Annotated in this window: 20 protein-coding genes and 1 riboswitch; of the genes, 9 read left to right on the top strand and 11 right to left on the bottom strand. The window is 35.9% G+C overall.

Annotation, left to right across the window (positions count from 1 at the left end; all coding sequences use genetic code 11):
* Positions 1–19: 19 nt before the first annotated feature.
* The 5 genes from I5435_RS11810 to I5435_RS11790 are packed head-to-tail and all read left to right on the top strand — an operon-like array spanning position 20 to position 5,606.
* Positions 20–1,555 carry an S-layer homology domain-containing protein gene (locus I5435_RS11810; protein WP_337982293.1) on the top strand — a complete coding sequence of 512 codons (1,536 nt, stop codon included), beginning with the start codon at positions 20–22 and terminating at the stop codon, positions 1,553–1,555.
* Position 1,556: 1 nt separating this feature from the next.
* On the top strand, positions 1,557–2,426 hold the full coding sequence (locus tag I5435_RS11805) for a DUF4430 domain-containing protein (RefSeq protein ID WP_337982292.1): 870 nt from the start codon (positions 1,557–1,559) through the stop codon (positions 2,424–2,426).
* The gene (locus I5435_RS11800) at positions 2,426–3,307 is read left to right on the top strand and encodes an energy-coupling factor transporter transmembrane component T (protein ID WP_024361747.1); all 882 of its coding nucleotides are present in this window, start codon (positions 2,426–2,428) and stop codon (positions 3,305–3,307) included. The genes I5435_RS11805 and I5435_RS11800 overlap by 1 nt, the downstream gene beginning before the upstream one ends.
* Positions 3,280–4,932, top strand: a complete 1,653-nt coding sequence (locus I5435_RS11795; RefSeq protein WP_337982291.1) for an ABC transporter ATP-binding protein — start codon at positions 3,280–3,282, stop codon at positions 4,930–4,932. The genes I5435_RS11800 and I5435_RS11795 overlap by 28 nt, the downstream gene beginning before the upstream one ends.
* On the top strand, positions 4,911–5,606 hold the full coding sequence (locus I5435_RS11790) for an ECF transporter S component (protein ID WP_337982290.1): 696 nt from the start codon (positions 4,911–4,913) through the stop codon (positions 5,604–5,606). Before I5435_RS11795 ends, I5435_RS11790 begins: the two co-directional genes overlap by 22 nt.
* A 138-nt stretch (positions 5,607–5,744) precedes the next feature.
* On the opposite strand, the gene I5435_RS11785 is transcribed toward I5435_RS11790, so the two are convergent.
* From I5435_RS11785 to nikA, 5 genes are all read right to left on the bottom strand, one after another.
* Positions 5,745–6,545 (bottom strand): ABC transporter ATP-binding protein, encoded by an 801-nt coding sequence (locus tag I5435_RS11785; protein WP_337982289.1) that lies wholly within the window; start codon positions 6,543–6,545, stop codon positions 5,745–5,747.
* Positions 6,546–6,556: 11 nt separating this feature from the next.
* The gene (locus I5435_RS11780; protein ID WP_024361743.1) at positions 6,557–7,336 is read right to left on the bottom strand and encodes an ABC transporter ATP-binding protein; all 780 of its coding nucleotides are present in this window, start codon (positions 7,334–7,336) and stop codon (positions 6,557–6,559) included.
* A gap of 10 nt (positions 7,337–7,346) precedes the next feature.
* Positions 7,347–8,159: an ABC transporter permease subunit gene (locus tag I5435_RS11775; RefSeq protein ID WP_337982288.1), complete on the bottom strand. Its 813-nt coding sequence runs from the start codon at positions 8,157–8,159 to the stop codon at positions 7,347–7,349.
* A 1-nt stretch (position 8,160) separates the two neighbouring features.
* On the bottom strand, positions 8,161–9,114 hold the full coding sequence (gene nikB / locus I5435_RS11770) for a nickel ABC transporter permease (RefSeq protein WP_024361741.1): 954 nt from the start codon (positions 9,112–9,114) through the stop codon (positions 8,161–8,163).
* Between the two features lie 72 nt (positions 9,115–9,186).
* Entirely contained in the window at positions 9,187–10,800 is a 1,614-nt protein-coding gene (nikA, locus tag I5435_RS11765; protein WP_337982287.1) for a nickel ABC transporter substrate-binding protein, read from the bottom strand.
* 146 nt (positions 10,801–10,946) lie between these two features.
* Positions 10,947–11,139: riboswitch (cobalamin riboswitch) on the bottom strand.
* A 483-nt stretch (positions 11,140–11,622) separates the two neighbouring features.
* Between nikA and I5435_RS11760 the strand changes: the two genes are divergently transcribed.
* Positions 11,623–11,898: a YqhV family protein gene (locus I5435_RS11760; protein WP_024361739.1), complete on the top strand. Its 276-nt coding sequence runs from the start codon at positions 11,623–11,625 to the stop codon at positions 11,896–11,898.
* 333 nt (positions 11,899–12,231) lie between these two features.
* Here I5435_RS11760 and I5435_RS11755 read toward each other — a convergent pair whose 3' ends face one another.
* Both I5435_RS11755 and I5435_RS11750 read right to left on the bottom strand, forming a co-directional pair.
* Complete coding sequence (locus I5435_RS11755) at positions 12,232–12,945, bottom strand: SDR family oxidoreductase (RefSeq protein WP_024361738.1); 714 nt, start codon at positions 12,943–12,945, stop codon at positions 12,232–12,234.
* 30 nt (positions 12,946–12,975) lie between these two features.
* Positions 12,976–13,527 (bottom strand): NAD(P)H-dependent oxidoreductase, encoded by a 552-nt coding sequence (locus tag I5435_RS11750; RefSeq protein WP_108030360.1) that lies wholly within the window; start codon positions 13,525–13,527, stop codon positions 12,976–12,978.
* Positions 13,528–13,849: 322 nt separating this feature from the next.
* Here I5435_RS11750 and I5435_RS11745 point away from each other — a divergent pair, with 322 nt between their 5' ends.
* Positions 13,850–14,188: a winged helix-turn-helix transcriptional regulator gene (locus I5435_RS11745; RefSeq protein ID WP_337982286.1), complete on the top strand. Its 339-nt coding sequence runs from the start codon at positions 13,850–13,852 to the stop codon at positions 14,186–14,188.
* A 668-nt stretch (positions 14,189–14,856) separates the two neighbouring features.
* Here the strand turns inward: I5435_RS11745 and I5435_RS11740 are convergent.
* From I5435_RS11740 to I5435_RS11725, 4 genes are all read right to left on the bottom strand, one after another.
* On the bottom strand, positions 14,857–15,675 hold the full coding sequence (locus tag I5435_RS11740) for an SPL family radical SAM protein (protein WP_337982285.1): 819 nt from the start codon (positions 15,673–15,675) through the stop codon (positions 14,857–14,859).
* A gap of 22 nt (positions 15,676–15,697) precedes the next feature.
* Positions 15,698–16,231 (bottom strand): methylated-DNA--[protein]-cysteine S-methyltransferase, encoded by a 534-nt coding sequence (locus I5435_RS11735; RefSeq protein WP_231786219.1) that lies wholly within the window; start codon positions 16,229–16,231, stop codon positions 15,698–15,700.
* Entirely contained in the window at positions 16,215–16,841 is a 627-nt protein-coding gene (locus I5435_RS11730) for a bifunctional transcriptional activator/DNA repair enzyme AdaA (protein ID WP_258842151.1), read from the bottom strand. Before I5435_RS11730 ends, I5435_RS11735 begins: the two co-directional genes overlap by 17 nt.
* Before the next feature lie 86 nt (positions 16,842–16,927).
* Entirely contained in the window at positions 16,928–17,641 is a 714-nt protein-coding gene (locus I5435_RS11725; RefSeq protein WP_025219496.1) for a 2OG-Fe(II) oxygenase, read from the bottom strand.
* A gap of 178 nt (positions 17,642–17,819) precedes the next feature.
* Here I5435_RS11725 and I5435_RS11720 point away from each other — a divergent pair, with 178 nt between their 5' ends.
* Together I5435_RS11720 and I5435_RS11715 are read left to right on the top strand one after the other, a co-directional pair.
* Positions 17,820–18,731, top strand: coding sequence for a DNA-3-methyladenine glycosylase family protein (locus I5435_RS11720; protein ID WP_108030355.1), 912 nt, complete (start codon positions 17,820–17,822; stop codon positions 18,729–18,731).
* Between the two features lie 317 nt (positions 18,732–19,048).
* Complete coding sequence (locus I5435_RS11715; protein ID WP_024361728.1) at positions 19,049–19,669, top strand: class I SAM-dependent methyltransferase; 621 nt, start codon at positions 19,049–19,051, stop codon at positions 19,667–19,669.
* The last annotated feature ends 132 nt before the right edge of the window (positions 19,670–19,801 follow it).

The following is a 19,801-nucleotide window of genomic DNA, read 5'->3' as shown; positions in this document are numbered from 1 at the left end:
AATGGAGGTTGTTTTTCAAATGAAACAAAAATTATCGATGTTTATAATGGTACTTGCTTTGTTGTTAATTGTGGTTCCAGTCTCTGCACAGCAAGTATCAACAGTAGATGCTTATGATACAACAGGTCAGTTTTTAGTAAATAAAGCAACAAACCCTTCTTTTGGTGATGAGTGGATTATTATGGCACTTACACGTGGTGAATATAATGTTCCGAAAGGCTATTATGATAAATATTATGAAAATGTCACGAAGCATGTACAATCCGTAAAGGGTAATTTACACAATCGTAAGTATACTGATTATTCTCGTTTAATTATTGCACTCACTGCTATCGGTAAAGACCCTACAAATGTAGGCGGCTTTAATTTAGTAGAAAAATTAAGTGACTTTGACAAAGTAGTATGGCAAGGCACAAATGGTGCTTTTTTTGCCTTAATCGCTTTAGACACATGGGGCTTCGAGCTTCCTAAAAAAGCAACAACTACACGCGAAAAACTTATTCAACATATACTATCAAAGCAATTGCCTGATGGTGGATGGAATTTATCAGGAGTGAAAGCTGATCCAGATATGACAGCAATGGCTATTCAAGCTCTTTCAACTTATAGGGATAGAGAGGATGTTAAGGCATCTATTAATAAAGCACTTGATACATTAAATAACTTACAAGGAGCTAATGGTAGTTACCAAAGCTGGGGAACAACAAACTTAGAAAGTGTAGCACAAGTTATTACAGCACTTGCTAGTTTAAATATTGATGCCAACAAAGATCAGCGCTTTCATAAGTTATTTACGAGCTTTTTCACCTTCTATAATGTAAAAGATGGCGGCTTCAAGCATGTATTAACAGAATCCGTATCGAATGGTATGGCAACAGAGCAGGCGTCTTATACATTAGCAGCATATAAACGACTGATTGAGAGCAAAACAAAGTTATATGATACGTCTGATAAAATAACAAATAAACCATCAACACAGGTTCAGTCAAATCATCCTAAAGCTCCCCCTACTAAAGTGAGCTTTAAGGATATTGAATTTCATTGGGCAAAGTCTGATATCGAAGCTGCAGTAGCTAAAGGATTATTAAAAGGCTATGACGATAATACATTTAGGCCAAATAACAATTTATCTCGTATTCAGGCTGTATCAATTTTAGTTCGCGCTCTTAATTTAACAAGTTCCAAAAATGCACCTTTTACAGACATTAGCTCCTATAATGATGAAACAAAACAGGAGATTGCTGCTGCTTACGAGGCAAATTTATTAGTAAAGTCGGAGAAGTTTGCACCTTCCTCCCCTATTTTACGTAAGGAATTAGCGGTTATGCTAGCAAATGCCTATACATATAAAACAGGCAGACCTTATATACCAACAAACATTGCACCATTAAATGATATTGCGGAGCTATCAAAGGAATCTCAGCAGGCAATTACTTTCTTGTATGATTTTGACATAGCACAGGGCGCAAATGGCTCGTTTAATCCTACTAATTTTATTACTCGTGCACATGCAGCTAAAATGTATATTAATTTCTTAAAGGTTGTTGAAGAATAATATGAATAAAATTTTACACTGCTTACTCGTATCGTTGTTAGCTCTATTTTTAACTGCGTGCAATATTCAAACAGTTGAGCAATTCGAGCAAATGGAAGATCAGGACCGAAGCGCTGACTCCCTCCCTCCCTCTGAACAACTTGAAGCGGAAGAACAAACTCCCTCAGTAGAAAATGACACTGCTGAGGAAAAGCAGGAAGTGAAGGAGTCTGAGATAGATGACAAGGCCCCACTGGAGGAAATAGATAAAAATTCCCAGCAAAAAGCACAGCAAGAAACGATAGATGGAAAACAACAACCAAAACATGAAGCGGACAAAAAGCAAGAAGACACCAAATTACCAAGTACAATAACTGATTTGTCTACTACTAAACAAGCTGATAATAAACAACAAACAAAAACACTTACTTCATCTACAGAAAAGCAAAAAAATGCAGAACCTAAAAAACGCACTGTAAAAATTTCAATCCGTGTTGATACATTACTAAAGCATTGGGAAAAGTTAGACTCTTCCCTACAAAGTGAGAGATATGTGCCCAAGAACGGCATCATTTTAAAGACAACAACATACGAGCTACTATCAGAGAAGGATACTGTTTGGGATGTATTACAGCGCGCAACGAAGGAGCATAAAATTCAAATGGAATATCAAGGAGCAAACGAAAATATTTATAACAGTGTTTATATAGAAGGTATTAATCATTTATATGAATTTAGTGCTGGTGAATTAACTGGCTGGATGTACAAAGTAAATGGTGTTTATCCAAATTATGGTTGCAATCAATACGTATTAAAAGATGGCGATGTCATTGAATGGAACTACACGGTCGATTTAGGTCGCGACCTAGGACATCATTGGGATGGTAACTAATGAAGACATTTGAAACATTTCACCCTATCGTACTTTTTTCTTTTTTTGTAGCTACTATCGGCTTATCCATGATTTTTATGCATCCAATCTATTTAACTATTACAATTTTCTCAGCAATCAGCTTAAATATAGCTTTACGCAGACAACTTTTCTTTAAGGACTGGAAGTTATATGTACCTTTGTTTTTCTTAATGGCGATTATTAATCCAATGATTAGCCATAATGGTCAACTCGTATTACTTTATGTAAATGGTAACGCCATTACTGTAGAGGCCATTTTGTATGGTATCGCAATCGCCACAATGATTGTAGCGATTATGCTATGGTTCAGCTGCTACAATGTCATGATGACATCTGATAAGTTTATTTATCTGTTTGGAAAAGTATCGCCATCTTTATCATTAACATTGTCGATTTCATTGCGATTAGTTCCGCGCTTTAGACATCAGTTAACGCAAATTGTACAAGCGCAAAAAGTAATTGGCATGGATTTTACAACTGGCTCACTATGGCACCGTATTAAATGTACCGTGCAAATTTTATCAATTTTGATTACATGGGCATTGGATAACGCCATTGATACGGCTGATTCTATGAAAGCTCGTGGTTACGGTGTCAAAAAGCGGACTGCCTTTTCTATTTTTATTTTCGAGCGTCGTGACGGCTTTGTTTTGGCAATGATTATATTGCTTTTTTTTAGCAATTTAGTTGCAAGCTTTATTGGTACAACCACATATTATTTTTATCCAACTTTCGGAGCAGTTAAATGGGATATAGCAAGCATTCTGTTTTATATTAGCTATGTCATTCTACTCTCTATTCCATTAGTATTTGAAATCTGGGGGGCATTAAAATGGCGATCGTTAAAATCGACAATGTAAGCTTTACTTATCCTAATGAAGCAATTCCTATTTTAAAAAATATTAATCTAACTATTCAGCAAGGCGAGTTTATCGTGTTAATAGGCCAATCTGGTTGTGGGAAAAGTACATTGCTTCGCCATTTCAAACGAGAATTGCGCCCACATGGCACGGTGACGGGTAATATTTTCTACAAAGATTGTGACTTGGAGAAGCTAAATGCTGAAGTAGCTGCTACTGACATTGGCTATGTATTTCAAAATCCTGATAATCAAATTGTTACAGATAAAGTATGGCATGAACTTGCTTTTGGACTAGAAAGCCTAGGTCTAGATTCACCAACAATTCGCCGCAGGGTAGCCGAAATGGCCAATTTCTTCGGTATTGAAAAATGGTTTCATCAAAAAACAATCGAGCTTTCTGGCGGACAAAAACAATTATTAAATTTAGCCTCCATTATGGTGATGCAGCCCAAATTGCTACTGTTAGATGAGCCAACATCACAATTAGATCCAATAGCTGCATTGGAGTTTATACAGACATTGCATCGTTTAAATAAAGAATTAGGTATTACGATAATTTTAATTGAGCATCGTCTCGAAGAAGTGTTGCCTCTTGCTGATCGCGTACTTATTATGGATGAAGGCAGTATTTTATTTGATGGCCCACCTAAGGAAATTTTAAACTCTTTACCAGCAAATCACGCGATGATTACAGCACTGCCGGCAGCTACAAAGATTTTCCACCTACTAAACGGTATAGGTCCTATTCCTCTTACTATTCGTGAGGGACAACGCTGGCTTAGTAACCAACAATATAACTGTTCTCCCTTACACACACCTCATACAATAACTCAAAATAAATCAGATGTTGTATTAGAGGCAAAGGATGTTGCTTTTCGGTATGAAAAGAAAGGCAGGGATATTGTCCATCATTTTAATTTGCAAGTGAAGGGACAGGAATTTTTAACGATAATAGGTGGAAACGGCACTGGAAAATCAACCGTTCTTGCTATTTTATCTGGGCTACAAAAGCCTTATCATGGAAAAATATTTTTGTTCAGTAAAGCCCTGAAAAGCTACAGTAGTAAACAATTGTACCAAGAATTTTTAACTGTATTACCACAGAATCCGAAATCATTATTTGTACAAAAAACAGTACTTCTAGAGTTAAATGACATGGCTCAATTACATAAAGTAACAGAAGCAAAAATTCAAGAAACTGTTCAATTATTCAATTTAACTCATTTATTAAATCGACATCCTTATGATTTAAGTGGTGGTGAGCAGCAAAAATTAGCGCTTGCAAAAATTTTATTAATAGAACCTAAAATACTGCTACTAGATGAGCCGACAAAAGGTCTTGATGCACATTCAAAGGAAGAGCTCGCAGAAATATTAAAAGATTTACAAACTAAAGGGACAACAATCATTATGGTGACACACGATATAGAATTTTCTGCACAATACAGCGATAGATGCGCTCTGTTTTTCGATGGTAGTATCGTATCAGAGGACGAACCACGAGCATTTTATAGTGGAAATAATTTTTATACAACTGCTGCGCATCGAATATCAAGAGATATATTGAGCAATGCGATTACATGTGAGGATGTCGTTACTCTATGCAAAAAAACATTCGATTAATTATTTCATTTATTGTCATTCTAGTTTTCATTCCACTTTCTTTATATACTGGTATTACAATTTTTGCTGATCGAAAATATTATTTTGTATCGATTGTCATTATGATTTTAGCGTGTGTCCCCTTTTTCCTTTCATTTGAGCGTAGAAAGCCACAGCCACGCGAAATTTTAGTCATAGCAGTGATGTCTGCTATTTCAGTGGCAGGTCGTGCTTTATTTGTTGTTACACCTGGCTTTAAACCTGTCGCAGCTATTACAGCGATTACTGGCTTTTCACTTGGAGCAGAAGCAGGCTTTTTTACAGGGGCAATTTCTGCGTTAGTATCCAATATGTTTTTTGGACAAGGTCCTTGGACACCCTTCCAAATGTTTATGTGGGGAATGATTGGTTTTATTGCTGGCTTGTTAGGTAAAACTCGTTTAATGCATAAAAAAATACCACTTATATTATTTGGTATTTTTGCAGGCATATTTTTTTCGTTTGGTATGGATGTTTGGGGAACAATATCAATGTACGGTGTTTTTAGCTGGAAAGCTTACGCACTTGCATTGACTTCTGCAGTCCCTTTTATGATAATCTACTGTATTTCTAATGTAATTTTTTTACTATTGTTAGCTAAACCGATTAGTGAAAAACTAGACCGAATAAAAAATAAATATGGGATTTTACAGTAATGCTTTGTAGAAAAAGTTTTTTATTTTTAACCAACTTACTTTAAATCCTTAGTAAGACCAAAACGTTTATATAATGACCTAACAACAAAAGAGCATGTTTTCATGCTCTTTTGATTTATACTTCACTATTTCATCTTGTTAATATTTCATTTTATTTCTTTCCCGTGGATGCGATGGCAAAATTGCATTGTAAAGTTCTTGAGAAACGGGATGTTGACATGTTTGTCCTTTCTGGATTTCCTCCATAAGCTGACCGTGTTGCATAACTAGTATTCGATCAGACATAAAATGTGTCGCCTGTAAATCATGGGAAATGAAAATATATGCTAGCTTTCTTTCTTTTTGTAGTGTTTGAAGTAACTGTAATATATGTTTCTGAAGTATCATGTCTAGACTACTAATTGCCTCATCCAATACGATTAACTTAGGATTTAAGGCAAGCGCTCTAGCAATGTTGATACGCTGCTGTTGTCCTCCACTAAGCTGTGCAGGATATTGTTGGGCAATGGTTTTCGCTAATTCCACACAGTCTAGTAATTCCATCACTTTATGTTTTCTTTCTATTTTGCTGTAATGTTCGAAATTAAGTAATGGTTCCTCTAATATTTCAAAAATCGTTTGCTTCGGATTAAATGAATCGTAGCTATTTTGAAAGACAGCCTGCAAATCTCTCCGTACCATTATTTTATCCTTGCTGGTTGCTTCATAAAGATTGACACCTTGAAATAAAACCTCACCATTTGTTGGTCGCTCAACACCTAAAATAATGCGACCTAATGTACTTTTTCCTGAACCACTTTGCCCAACTATGCCTAAACACTCGCCCTCTTGAAGTGAAAATGACACCTTTTGTATTATAGGTGCTTCCTGCTTTCTTCTAAACATAAACTGTCTTTGAGAATAGTACTTCTCAATATTCTTCACTTCTAGTAGTGTCATATTTTTCACCTCTAAAAAGTAATTCTTGATTGTAAAAGTTTTTTTGTATAAGGATGCTGAGGGGCATCAAAAAAATCAAAGACATTTGCCTGCTCAATAATTTCTCCCTTATACATTACGGCAACATCGTCAGCCAGTTCAGCAATCACACCTAAATCATGAGTCACAAGAATAATAGCAGCCCCCGTTTCTGAGCAAATACGATCAAATAATGTTAACACTTGTTTTTGATTGACTGTGTCTAGAGCTGTCGTTGGCTCATCTGCAATATATAGGGTGGATTGTATCGCCAATGACAAAGCAATCATCACTCGCTGTAACATGCCACCACTTAATTGAAATGGATAATAGTGCAATAGCTCATCTGCGTTGGGTAAATTGACCTTATACATGGTATCAATTGCAATCTGTCTCATTTCTTTTTTAGTCATCACAAAGTGAGCTTTTAATGTTTCTAGGAAATGCTTTTCAATTGTTTGAATACTATCGAAGGCAGTGGCTGGATTTTGCATAATCATAGACAAATGCCTTCCACGATAAGCTCTTAATGTAGAAGCTGTCATAGCCAGTAAATCTTTTTGTCTATATAGAACTTGACCTTGTGTAATCTGCGCCAAAGATGGGAGTGTTTGCATCATGGCATGGCAAAGCATTGTTTTTCCACTACCACTTTCCCCGATAATTCCTAAGACACGCCCTTTATAGGCAGTCATATTAATAGAGGACAATACATTTTTTTCGCCGATTTTCACCGTTAAATCTTTCACTTCTAACACTTTCTCTTTGTCCATAACTTCCCCTTTACTCAAATTTCTTTAGACTACTTGCTAAACGATTAAACAATAGAACAACCAGAACAATGGCAAGTCCCGGATAAAGCATTAATTCAGGATGTTGGCGAATGTACTGCTTCCCTTCGTTCACCATCATTCCCCATTCAGGGATGGGGGCCTGCACGCCAAGTCCGATAAATGAAAAGCCGGCAATTTCCAAAATGACTTTCCCTACATCCAGTGCAACCATTGTTACGATGATAGGTAGCACATTGGGGACATAATGACGTACGATTAAACCGACTCCTGTAGTTCCACTAATTCTAGCTGCTTGAATAAATTCTTTTTCATTCATCCCTATAAATAAGCTTCTTATCATTCTTGAATAATAAATAAGCTGCGTAAAAATAAGTGCAATTAACACATTTTTCAAACTTGGACCTAATAAACCTAAAAGCCCAAATGCTAGTACAAGTGTAGGAAAAGCTAATAAAATATCACATATCCGAATGAATAGGAAATCTATCATACCTCTTTTTAAAGCAACAAATGCTCCTAGAAAGATAGCTAGTATAATCGCTATTATTTGAATTAAAAGAGCTGATCCTAAAGAATAGCGAATACCTAAAAGTATTCGAGAAAAGACACATCTTCCTAAATGATCTGTTCCTAATGGATATTGCCAAGTAGGAGCTAAAAATCGCCTTGTAATATCGACTGCAAAAGGGTCATGGGGCATTAATAATGGTGCAAAAATCCCCAACAAACCAATGATTACAAGTATTGTTAAACTAAACGATTTTTTATAATTTACATGACTTAGTTTCTTTACTAGACTCACTTCAATCTCTCCTGCCCTTCATCATCAGGTGAGGATCCAATACCCGATGTAATACATCGGCGCATAAATTAGAAAGTACATAGATGACGGCAATAATTAGAACATAGCATTGAACAACCGGGTAATCCCGATTAATAATCGATTCAATTAAAAACCTACCGAGTCCTGGCCAACTAAAGACTTGCTCCACAATTACCGCACCACCGAGTAAATTACCAAGTGTCAAGCCCAGCATCGTAGTCAACGTTATCGCAGCATTTCTCATTACATGTTGCATGAGTATGACAGAATTTTTTAATCCTCTTAACTGAGCGTATTGAACATAATGCTTATGTAATTCTTCAATAATCGTTGCACGAATTAACTGAACAAATAATCCAATTGTCGGTAAGGCTAGTGTTAGCGCAGGTAAAACAAGATGAGCAAGTGTCCCCTTCCCATTAGTCGGGAAAATACCAAATTTTAAGCTAAATAGATACAGTAATAAAAAACCTAACCAAAATGTTGGAATTGATACACTCAAGATAGAAAACAATCTAATTATTTTATCGATTATGGCACACTTATACAGTGCGCTTATCATACCTAATGGGATACTAAAAACAAGAATGAGCACAAATGCAGCAACAGCCAATTCGATAGTTGCTGGTAATTTAGCGAATAGCTCATGTGCCACTGGTAATTTACTAACAAAAGAAGTACCAAAATCAAACTGCAAAACTCCTATTAACCAAAGCAGATATTGAATAAGTAAAGGTTTGTCTGTCCCAAGTTCCTCACGTAATGCCTGGATTGCCTCTTCCGTTGGCGTAACTTTAGCCAATCTTAAAATAACCTCCGCAGGCTCTATTGGAACGAAGCGAATAAATACAAACGTCAATATAGATACCCCTAATAATACAAACGGTAACGTTAAAATTCTTTTTAAACAAAACATCCATGTCGATTCGTACATGCTGTCACCTCCTACCCAATCCTATGATAAAGAGAGAGCTGTCTTTGTAAGACACTCTCTCTTCTACTTGTATTACTCTGTATCCATTTGTGCATATGGAATATCATATTCAGATGCACGAGGCACAAAATCCTTCATATATGGTTGATAAATCACGTTATTTGTTTCATAAGATATCGGATAGAATAGTGCTTGATCATGGAACATAGTTAAAATATCCGTATAGAGCTGCACTCGTTCCTCTTCATCTGTTCCAACTAATAATTGGTGAATTTTAGTATCAATTTCTTTGGTGTTTGGTAAACCTAATTTTGCTTCATAAACACCACTAGCATTTGGTGTAGCTGATTCATTAGCAAAGCCATGTGGATCTGTTGGTGGTCCGTTTGTACGCCAAAAATTAATATCCACCTGATTATCCATTAATTTTTGAAGGCCAACCATTACATCTGCACCTTCTAGATTCAACTGTACCCCTATTTTTGCTAGTTCACCTTGCATCAACTCAGCCATTGGTTTTTGAATGGCATCTGTTGCGATATAGATTAAATCTAATGATAATGGTTGTCCGTTTTTCGAACGAATTTTATCGCCCTTTTGTAATGTCCACCCAGCTTCATCAAGTAGCTGTTGCGCTTTTTCTGGATTATACAAGATTGGTTCTAAATCAATATTGGCAAAAGGAATTGCATCCCAAAATAGTGTGTCGGCCACTTTTTCTGTACCATGTGTAATACTATCAACCATTTGCTCCTTATTGATAGCATATTGAATGGCTTGACGTACCTTTAATTCTGCTAACGGTCCTGACTGCGTATTGAATAATAACGCTTTTGTAGACAATGGTTCAGAGGTAGCTGTTTTATATTTGTCACTATCTTTTAAATACGAATAGTTATCTAAACTAATGATGCCACGACCATAAATTAAATCTAACTCTTCGTTTTCAAATGCCAACGAAATCGATTCAGAATCAGGGATGATTTTTACTTTAATTTGTTCTAAGAGAGGTTTTTCCCCCCAATAGTTTTCGTTGCGACTAAATAAAGCATATTCATCTTTTTTGTAATCTGTTAATACCCATGGACCTGTCCCAACTGGTGCTTTGATGGAATCTTGCGTCGCATCTCCTTCAGGGAATCCGTTATCCCCTAAAAAACGGAATGGACGTACAAAGGCCAGTTCGTTTAATACTGGATAATAAGGTTCATCTAATTGCAAACGAATTGTATAATCATCTTCTTTTACAACCTCAACAATATGGTTGACCATGCCCATCCAAAAATGTATTTCCCGATTTGCTAATATGGCATCGAAGTTACGAATGACATTATCCGCATTAAAAGCAGTTCCGTCTGAATACTTAACGTCTTTTCTTAAATGGAAAATGTAAGAAGTCTTATCCTTTGAAATGTCCCAACTTTCTGCTAGCTTAGGCGTAATAGTCCCATCATCGTTATACTCAACCAAAGATTCGTAGACCATTGCTTGTGCAGTCATTTGATTAGGTAAATATGTATGAGGGTTTAATGGACCGACATCTAAAGGCCATCCAATCGTTATCATTTTTTCGTCATTTGTTTGTGTTGTTGTTTTTCCCTTTTCTGTATCAGTGTTTGTACAACCTGCAAGAACACTGAAAGTCAAAAAAAGTACAAACGGAAGTAAATACTTTGTCAATCTCATTTTCTGTCTCCTATCTCCTATCTTGGTTCAAAAGCATCTACTACTAGATAAAAGAAAGCATAAAAAAACCTTATTCAAAAAGAATAAGGATAGATAAGCCTACAAAAAGTAAGTCTCCATCCATCTCCCTATCTTTCGTAGATCATCAATGAATCTTCTTACAAGCAGGCATTCTGGCTCATGAATCATTATTTTGTTTCACCTTCACGAGTAATAACTCTGTGTCAATGGAAACAAAACTCCTCATTTACAGTTGCGGGACAGCATGGGATTTACACCCATTTTCCTTTTAATTGAATGAAATTTCATTTCACTCAAACTTGTAATAATTGCTATGAAATTAGTATTAAACATAACATGCACGAAAGTTTACGTCAATTTTATTTTCAGAATATAATAAAATAAGAAAAATCTTCATTATTTTATAAACTTGCTGAGTGTATTCATTTAACTAAAAAAGACCATTGTTCCAAAAGAGAATAAGGCTGACGTTTTATTAAATATCTACTCCAAATATAAAATTTTAAAAATCTTAGCGTAGCCTTCCAGTCTCATTTGATAAATTGATAAACCTCTCTTTAAGTACTAACTTCCCCAGGATTTTACAAAACAGAAAATAGATTTATAAAACTGATTGTATTAATATTTTTTGCACTTTTAACTAGATAATCAACATAGTAATTAACACTATCAAGCATACGATTACAAGCATATCTCATACGAATGATACATATAGTGATGTTAGTATTTCATTCAAACAGAATTCTATAATTAGACTGAGATGGATTTATAAGATATGCGAATATTATCTATAAAGATAGGATGATGACCATTATTGAAAAATCGGTTCTAGCTATGGTTATTTTACGTGTATTGTCTGGAAGTATTGAAGTAAGTGCTGGTTTGTTGATGCTAAAGTTGAACAATTTAGAAAAAGCATTCTATATTAATACAATGCTTGCATTGGTTGGTCCAACAGTTTTAATCGTAACAACAGCAATTGCATTATTTGGACTAGCTGATAAAATACCTGTGGCGAGAATTATTTGCTTATTTACTGGAATTACACTTATCATTGTTAGCTCACATATAAAGTAATAGGGACATTTCGTTCTAAATCCTTGTTATGTATTAGCCATCCTGAACAATATCTTTACTGTTCAATAATTTGCTGTAGCGTGTGACGACGCTACTTTTTTTATGTAAAAGTCACCTCTACCTAACAAATTGAGATTGTGTGTATCGCACGCAATTATTCGTTTGTGGCGTTGGTGCTTAAAATCGTCCACACACTGTTGTTAAAAAGAACACTAACTAAACACCTCCGCGTTAATTGATATATACAATACTCGTTAGTCAACGCGAAAGGTGTTTTATTTGTTAGGTCAGTTTTAGTTCTACAAAAGTTTGTTTAGGAAATATATTCTGGTTTTAAGTTAACATGTGGCCGCCTTCTACATGAAGAACCGTTCCAGTCACGAAACTATTTTGTAGCAAATATAGTACGCTTTGTGCAACATCATCAGCTCGCCCTATTCGTTTCACAGGGAGTTTATTTTCAACTGTATTATAGAAGTGATTACGTGCTTCTTCTGGCATTTTGCTACGGGATGGTGTATCAATTATACCTGGTGAAACGATGTTTACTCGGATAGGAGCAAGTTCTAATGCCAAAGTCTGACCTAAATTGGAAATAGCCGCATTAACTGCACCTAGTATTGCTGAGCCCACCATAGCCTTGTAGGCTACAACGCCAGAAAATAAAATAATAGAACCGTTTGGTGAAATGTTAGAAGCACCGTATTTGGCTGCATAATATTGTCCCCAAAATTTGTTTTCAAACAGTTTTCGTGCTTGTGCTGTATCCGTTTGGAGGAATGCCCCGCTGGATGTTTCTGCCGCGCTTATCACCAGATGATCGACATGACCAATCTTTTCAAAGAAAGATTGTACTTGCTGTTCTTGTGTTGTATCTAGAATATAAGTTGTTGCCCTAACTCCTAATTGCTCTTTTGCCTTCTGCAATTTCTCTTCGGAGCGACTGGCAATGATTACTTCTGCCCCTTGCGCTACTAGCTGTTTAGCTGATGCCAAACCAATCCCAGAGCTTCCACCGATAATTACAACTTTTTTATCTTTTAACATATTTCTCTCCCCTTATTCGTTTACATAAGTTTAAAAATTCAATATCTCTTGCAGGTGTAAATCAAGTTCGGATACAAACTTTTCAATCTTTGGATTTTTGACTACGTCATAACAAGAGAAACTCTTTAATGGTTTCATTCCGATAAATTTCTGTATAAGATGTAAATGCATTATTGCATCTTCTAGGGTATTCCCTTCAAAAAATTCACTTGGATTGTTAAATGCTTTTTCAGGGGCATTCCAGGTAAGCGAAAACATATATTTCTTTTCAGTCAACAATCCACCTTTCCCATACTCATCAGCACCCCTAAAAAATAAACCATAGGCATATACCTCATCCATATACGTCTTCAATAAGCCGGGGACACTGAACCAATAAATAGGTGTTTGATAAATGACAATATCAGCCCATATAAATTTTTGTTGTTCTTCTTCGATTTTATATCCGTTTTGAATAATTGTTGTTTTTACATTGTTCTTTTTTTCTAAAAAACTAACCATTTTGTTCATCAATGTTTGGTTCAAATTCCCCTCAGCTGAACTGTATTTCTGATGACCGTTAATAATAAGTATATTTTTCATCTTTTTCTGGCTCCTTCAATTCTGTTATCTCTTAAAACAAACCTAGTGTCTTGCCAATGTTCTACTAACCGTTTGCTACAGCGGGAAAATTCCCTTAGTGTTGTACAAATAGTAATAGCAACGGTAGCTTATTTCATTGATTTCTGACAATAATTTTGAGCACCTCCTCAATTAAGGATGAAATTAACAAATACAAAGATATTATAAATATAGTAACTTCCTTTAGGGAAGTAGTGATATTTAATTCATTAAGTTTCTGAAAGTATACTATTGTGCTATGATGAGGTAAATTGCTCAAAAATTTTGAGGGAGGATGTTTCAAATGAGTGTGATTGAGACAGTAGTGTTGACCAAAGGAGTACCTGGTGAGGCTTGCCCCATTGCGAAAACACTCGATGTAATTGGAACTAAATGGACATTTTTAATAATTCGCGATTTACTTATAGAAGGAACAATGCGGTTCAGTGACCTATTAAAATCTATGGATGGAATTAGTCCGAAAACACTTTCCCTCCGTCTTAAAACACTAGAAAATCATGGGATTTTGATTAAAAAGGTTTTCCCAGAAGTTCCCCCTCGTGTGGAATATACGTTAACAGACAAAGGAAAACAGTTGGAAGGTGTTTTCATTGAATTAAAGCGATTTGGATTAAATTTATAAATAGTTTAAACAAGTCATGCTTTACATTTTGGTATGTTAATATATTGTAAAAAAGGGGCTGGGACATAACTAAAAAAATTTAAGAAACAGACGAAAGCTGTTCATAATTTTTTGCTATATGGAGACCTTAGCTATTCTTGCTTTTGCAATTAAAAAAATTAGAAGTGTTCACTAGTTGTTGGTAGCGAAGGCGGTGACTCCAGTGGGAACAGCACATAATGTTAGACGCAACAGACCGCGCGTTAGCGAGGGTTGCGGCTTACGGTGTGCCCGCGGAAAGCACCGCCGTAGCGGTCAACAACGGCATAGCAAAAAAGTGTTAGATTGATGGCAGTCAATCTAACACTTTTTCTCTTATGTCCCAGCCCCTTTTAATGCACTATATGATGCTCCACAATCCGCTTGGACCCATTTCCATACTTTCGATAACTAGAAAATTGTGACAAAAGTAATTATATTAGGGTAGATTATTACACATTGCTTTTACGGATTTTCCCATAAAAATTACACTGTAAAACATATCGAGATTCAACCACACATACAGTTGCCCATCTCGATAGCTCTCACAGCGCACAAGCATCGTTTATATAAAATTCAGCAAGGATGCTTGTAATGCTCGTTCCGTTATTTGCAAAGCTCCATTTGTGATAGCCAATGTGCTATTACTTTTAGGGCTCAAATCCTGCTTGACTTAGATAAACATCACTTTCTGGAAAGATTTTAATAAATCGATTATAGACATTATTAATTACATGTGGTCCGTACCAATCTTCTAAACCAAGTTGGGCATATTTCTCCTCCATGCCAAGTTTTCTTGTGCGATATCCACCACTGCCATCTCCTAAAAAGTAGTCATCCAAACATATTCGATCGACGAATGGTTTCAATTTCTCAGGAAAATATTCCCCACTTGGTAAAATGGGGGCTATAGCCACTTGGGTCGGGATTTTGTTGGCTGCTAATGTTTCTAATGTCTTAAAACGCGCCTGAATTGGTGGTGCATCTGGCGTAAAATGTTTACGTATTGTTTCGGAATCTGTCTCAATCGTTACACTTACTCGAACTTTCTCTTTAAATTGCTGTAGCAAATCAATATCACGACTTACAAGAGGGCTTCTAGTTTGCACTAAAAGGAAGTCTGGGGGATCTGCGACCATCACTTCTAGTAAGGACCTTGTCACTTTTTCCTTATGCTCGATTGGCTGATAAGGATCTGTACTTGATGACATAAAAATGGTCACATTTCCTTTAGCTTTGGCGCGCTGAAGCTCCTTTTTTAATAAATTTGCAGCTCCGTTTTTTATATCGACCCATTTGCCCCATTCACCATCTCGAAAAAGTGCCACAGGCATTGCTCGTACATAACAATAGGAGCACCCAAATGAACAGCCTGTATAAGGATTTAGTGAATGCGTATAGCCAGCAAGAAAACCAGTTCCTTTATTCAGAATCGTTTTTGGATTTTTATAGAATAATTCACTTTTCATCACCGTCCCCCTCCATTCATAATTACTCGTAGCTAGTTGAAGTTCCCTTTTCTAACTCTAGGAGCTGTGTTTTCATTTCTAATCCTCCTCGATAGCCTGTTAATGAGCCATTCTTGCCAATTACCCGATGGCACGGTACAGTAATTAATACTGGATTGGCTCCAATCGCTGTGCCAACCGCGCGCACAGCTGCTGGTTTATTAATAGCATTGGCAATTTCTGAATAGGATTTCGTCTGTCCATAAGGAATGTCACAAAGTGCATTCCACACTGCTATCTGAAATGGTGTCCCTACATAATCAAATGGCATAGTAAATGTTTTTCGCTTTCCTTGTAGGTATTGAATCAATTCAACCATATAGGGTTCTAGCTTTTTATTATCTTCAATTAGTGGACTTCCTGGAAAGCGCTTCTTGGCCCATTCGATTAACTCCTCGAATGCGCTGTTCTGTGAACTTACATACACTAACCCTTTAGAAGTGGAAGCAATATAAAAATGCCAATCTTCAAATGTTAGTAAAGCCCAATAGAGCGTTGTTTTATTGTTTGTTACCACTATCTTTTCCTCCAGTTATATGCATTTGTCGAAATTGTGCTGGTGTCAATCCAGTTTTCTTTTTAAATAACGTAATAAAATAAGGCGTATTCATCATTCCTACACAAATGGCGATATCTCCGATGGCTTTATTTGTTTGCATTAATAATTGTTTAGCCTCATGTACGCGAACTCGTTGTATATACTCAACCGGTGTTATACCCTTAATTTTTTTAAATGTGCGATGCATATGATAGGGACTCCCATGGCAAATTGTAGCTAACGATTCTAGGGTTAATTTTTCTGTGTAATTTTTATCAATGTAGGCAGTAATTAGCTCGACCCATTCGCTATCAGGTAATTTTTCATTAGTTGGCTTGCAACGTTTACAAGGCCGGAAATTTGCGCGTAGAGCTTGTTCTGCGTTTTGAAAAATACAGACATTTTCTTTTTTAGGGACGCGCGATTTACAAGATGGTTTACAGAAGATCCCTGTTGATTTGACAGCATAGAAAAATTGATGATTATACGTTGGATCATTATTTATTATTGCTTGCCACTTTTCATCTGTTATCTGTTCCATATCATTTGAAGTTTTATCATGACACTCGTGATTGAACCTATCTAGCATTACGCTCACCTCTCTTTACACTATACTCCTTAGAAATTCCCAATGTAAGATGCTTGAAATAGAATAGCAAGATATTGAAGTAGTTTTTATGTCGCATCATGAAAAATGATTCCAAGACCAAAACGTTCCCCTAAAGTAACTGTACTTACTCCGTGACGAACCTTATTTTTGTAATACCCTTTTTGACCAAGAACAACTCTATAGTTCGTAGGGAAAATGAGCGCACTGCCTTGAGCTAAAGTAATAACATGTCCTCTACTTTGAGCACGAGGAATTTGTTCCACTAATAGCGATTCTCCACCGCAAAAGTCTTTTTCACGTTGATTTAAGACAAAGACTACTTGAAATGGGAAAAATATATCGCCGTATAAATCTTGATGCAAACAATTAAAGCCCCCTGTTTCATACTTTAATAGTAAAGGTGTTGGTCTTGTTTGCTCATTTTCTTTACAGATGGTCAAAAAATCTTGAAGGTTGTTGGGAAACTGTGCTGTTTTTCGTAAATACCCCAACCAACGATTCGCTGTTTTTGACAATTCTACATAGAAGACCTCTCTTAAACTTTGGACGATATCAGGTAGTGGATAGGAAAAGTATTTGTACTCCCCATGGCCAAAGCGATAGCGTTTCATATTGATTGTTGTTCTGTACGGCTCTTTCTCAAGATACAACGCTTTTAGAAATTCACATTCCGCCTTTGTTAAAATCACTGGAAGCTTTGCAAACCCTTGTGCATCTAATTCATTTTGAATGGTGTCCCAATCTAAGTTTTCCACTCTTGTTTTAATATCTTGAACCATTGTTACACCCTCCTATTCGCATTCTTGATAACTAACACTATAACCGCATCAGTAGAAAAACATAAGGTGTTTAGAATGTAATAGCAAGATAACAAAATTCGTCTCGATTATGATATGGTAAAGTAAATTTTAATCGTGTATGTTTCCTAATAATAAGTTTGTAGAGGAGAATGCAAAAGTGAGATGGCATGAAAATAATGATGAGATGGTCATTCCATTACCTAACCATTTCGATATGAATGCAAATCTAAACTATCTATTACGAGAAAAAAATGAATGTCTGTATGAAGTTGAGAACAATGTTATTACAAAGGTTATTGCGATAGGAGAAATGCGCTCCTTAGTGCAGATTAGCGTAAGCCAACATAACCAAATGATTGTTCAATTCCTAAATGATTCTAGACCGAATGATAAGCGGATACGACAACAAATTGTACACTATATTTATGAATGGTTTGACCTTGAGAACGATTTAACGCCATTTTACGACATGGCAACTACAGACCCATTACTTGAAATGCCCGCCCGAAAATTTTATGGATTGCGTGTAGTCGGCATTCCTCATTTATTTGAAGCTTTATGCTGGGGCGTTATAGGGCAACAAATTAATTTAGCCTTTGCTTACTCCTTAAAGAAACAATTTGTAGAAAGCTTTGGCGATTTTATCGAATGGAGAGGTAAAAAATATTGGGTGTTCCCAACGTACGAGCGCATTGCACAGTTAACACCATCCGACCTAGCAGATATCAAAATGACGGCAAAAAAAAGTGAATATATCATTGGTATTGCCAAATTGATGGAAAATGGTACATTATCGAAGGAAAAATTACTGGCAATGAACTTTAAAGATGCCGAAAAAAGCTTAATTCAAATACGCGGCATCGGTCCATGGACAGCCAATTACGTGCTGATGCGCTGCCTGAGATTCCAAACAGCTTTTCCAATTGATGATGTCGGTCTGATTAATTCGATAAAAGTATTACGTAATATGACGCAAAAGCCTACAAAAGATGAAATTTTAGCACTATCAGTCAACTGGAAAAATTGGGAATCATACGCTACCTTTTATTTATGGCGTGTTCTATACTGATAACGTTCTGATTATAGTTAAATGTCTTTGTCATATGTAAGTAGGAGGCATCGTTGTTATTACTGGTTTCAGACTGAAGTCAAGGTAGATTGTCTTCAATTTTTTTCTGTAATAAATAGCTGGAATCTGTGTGTTCATCCCACTTTATTAGACACCTATGTCGCTAGCTCTAGATGTCTAAGGAGGATATGTTCGAAGCTATAGTTTAGTATACAAGGAATATTTAGTGACAATGCTTGCGCTGTACGGAGTTACCTTCCTTAAGCAATTTAAAATGACTTTCCTTTAATTTTATGGATGAAAGATGGGATGACCGATTGAATAATAAGTGGAATAAGATTGTCTACAAAGTGGGCTCTTCTTTCTATGATAGATTTTTTAATACTGGTGTTTTTTTGAAGACGAGAAAAAAGATTTTTCAACAAGTCCCTTTTCAAAGCAAGCAGAAAATCTTATTTGTTGGGATCGGTACTGGAGCTGATTTAGAATACATTGACTTTATGAATTATGATATTACAGCCATTGATTATTCGCCTGATATGTTAGCTATCGCTAAAAGTAAATTCGAGCACTCTGCTATCCAATTTATCGAAATGGATGCGCAAACAATGACTTTTGAAGATGAATCATTTGACTATATTGTGGCGAGTTTAATTCTTTCTGTCGTGCCTGATGAACATAAATGCTTTGAAGAAATGATTCGCGTTTTAAAGCTGAATGGAAAAATACTAATTTTTGATAAATTTGCTGCTAAACATCAACGAATAACTGTAACCAAAAAGCTGTTAAGGCCCTTTATAAGCCTATTAGGTACTGATATTGGTCGAAGTTTTGAGGAAATGTTTAGCCAACAAAAACAAAGGCTTAAAATTATAAAGGATGACCCTGTTATGTTAAAAGGAATGTATAGATATATTGAAGTTATGAAAATTAAGTAACTATGACAGAAGCAATTTTCTAATTCAATTAACTTAGAAACGCCTTTGTGCATAAAAAATATGAATCTAGATGAAAGTCAATTGCTTCCTTTCACTAAAAAACACAGGTATTTGTAAAGATAAAAGAAAGGC

Origin of the sequence: Lysinibacillus sp. C5.1 (genome assembly GCF_016350185.1) — a bacterium.
GTDB classification, from domain to species: domain Bacteria; phylum Bacillota; class Bacilli; order Bacillales_A; family Planococcaceae; genus Lysinibacillus; species Lysinibacillus sphaericus.
Note: the sequence above shows the minus strand (reverse complement) of the source record. Positions and strands in the feature narration are given on the sequence as shown.

Bases quoted from the DNA above. Each gene is read 5' to 3' on its own strand.
- nikA (WP_337982287.1), bottom strand. From the start codon at position 10,800: ATGAGATTGACAAAGTATTTACTTCCGTTTGTACTTTTTTTGACTTTC.
- I5435_RS11810 (WP_337982293.1), top strand. From the start codon at position 20: ATGAAACAAAAATTATCGATGTTTATAATGGTACTTGCTTTGTTGTTA.
- I5435_RS11800 (WP_024361747.1), top strand. From the start codon at position 2,426: ATGAAGACATTTGAAACATTTCACCCTATCGTACTTTTTTCTTTTTTT.
- I5435_RS11750 (WP_108030360.1), bottom strand. From the start codon at position 13,527: ATGAAAAATATACTTATTATTAACGGTCATCAGAAATACAGTTCAGCT.
- I5435_RS11805 (WP_337982292.1), top strand. From the start codon at position 1,557: ATGAATAAAATTTTACACTGCTTACTCGTATCGTTGTTAGCTCTATTT.
- I5435_RS11795 (WP_337982291.1), top strand. From the start codon at position 3,280: ATGGCGATCGTTAAAATCGACAATGTAAGCTTTACTTATCCTAATGAA.
- I5435_RS11760 (WP_024361739.1), top strand. From the start codon at position 11,623: ATGATGACCATTATTGAAAAATCGGTTCTAGCTATGGTTATTTTACGT.
- I5435_RS11740 (WP_337982285.1), bottom strand. From the start codon at position 15,675: ATGAAAAGTGAATTATTCTATAAAAATCCAAAAACGATTCTGAATAAA.
- I5435_RS11790 (WP_337982290.1), top strand. From the start codon at position 4,911: ATGCAAAAAAACATTCGATTAATTATTTCATTTATTGTCATTCTAGTT.
- I5435_RS11785 (WP_337982289.1), bottom strand. From the start codon at position 6,545: ATGACACTACTAGAAGTGAAGAATATTGAGAAGTACTATTCTCAAAGA.
- I5435_RS11730 (WP_258842151.1), bottom strand. From the start codon at position 16,841: ATGCTAGATAGGTTCAATCACGAGTGTCATGATAAAACTTCAAATGAT.
- I5435_RS11755 (WP_024361738.1), bottom strand. From the start codon at position 12,945: ATGTTAAAAGATAAAAAAGTTGTAATTATCGGTGGAAGCTCTGGGATT.
- I5435_RS11745 (WP_337982286.1), top strand. From the start codon at position 13,850: ATGAGTGTGATTGAGACAGTAGTGTTGACCAAAGGAGTACCTGGTGAG.
- I5435_RS11780 (WP_024361743.1), bottom strand. From the start codon at position 7,336: ATGGACAAAGAGAAAGTGTTAGAAGTGAAAGATTTAACGGTGAAAATC.
- I5435_RS11725 (WP_025219496.1), bottom strand. From the start codon at position 17,641: ATGGTTCAAGATATTAAAACAAGAGTGGAAAACTTAGATTGGGACACC.
- nikB (WP_024361741.1), bottom strand. From the start codon at position 9,114: ATGTACGAATCGACATGGATGTTTTGTTTAAAAAGAATTTTAACGTTA.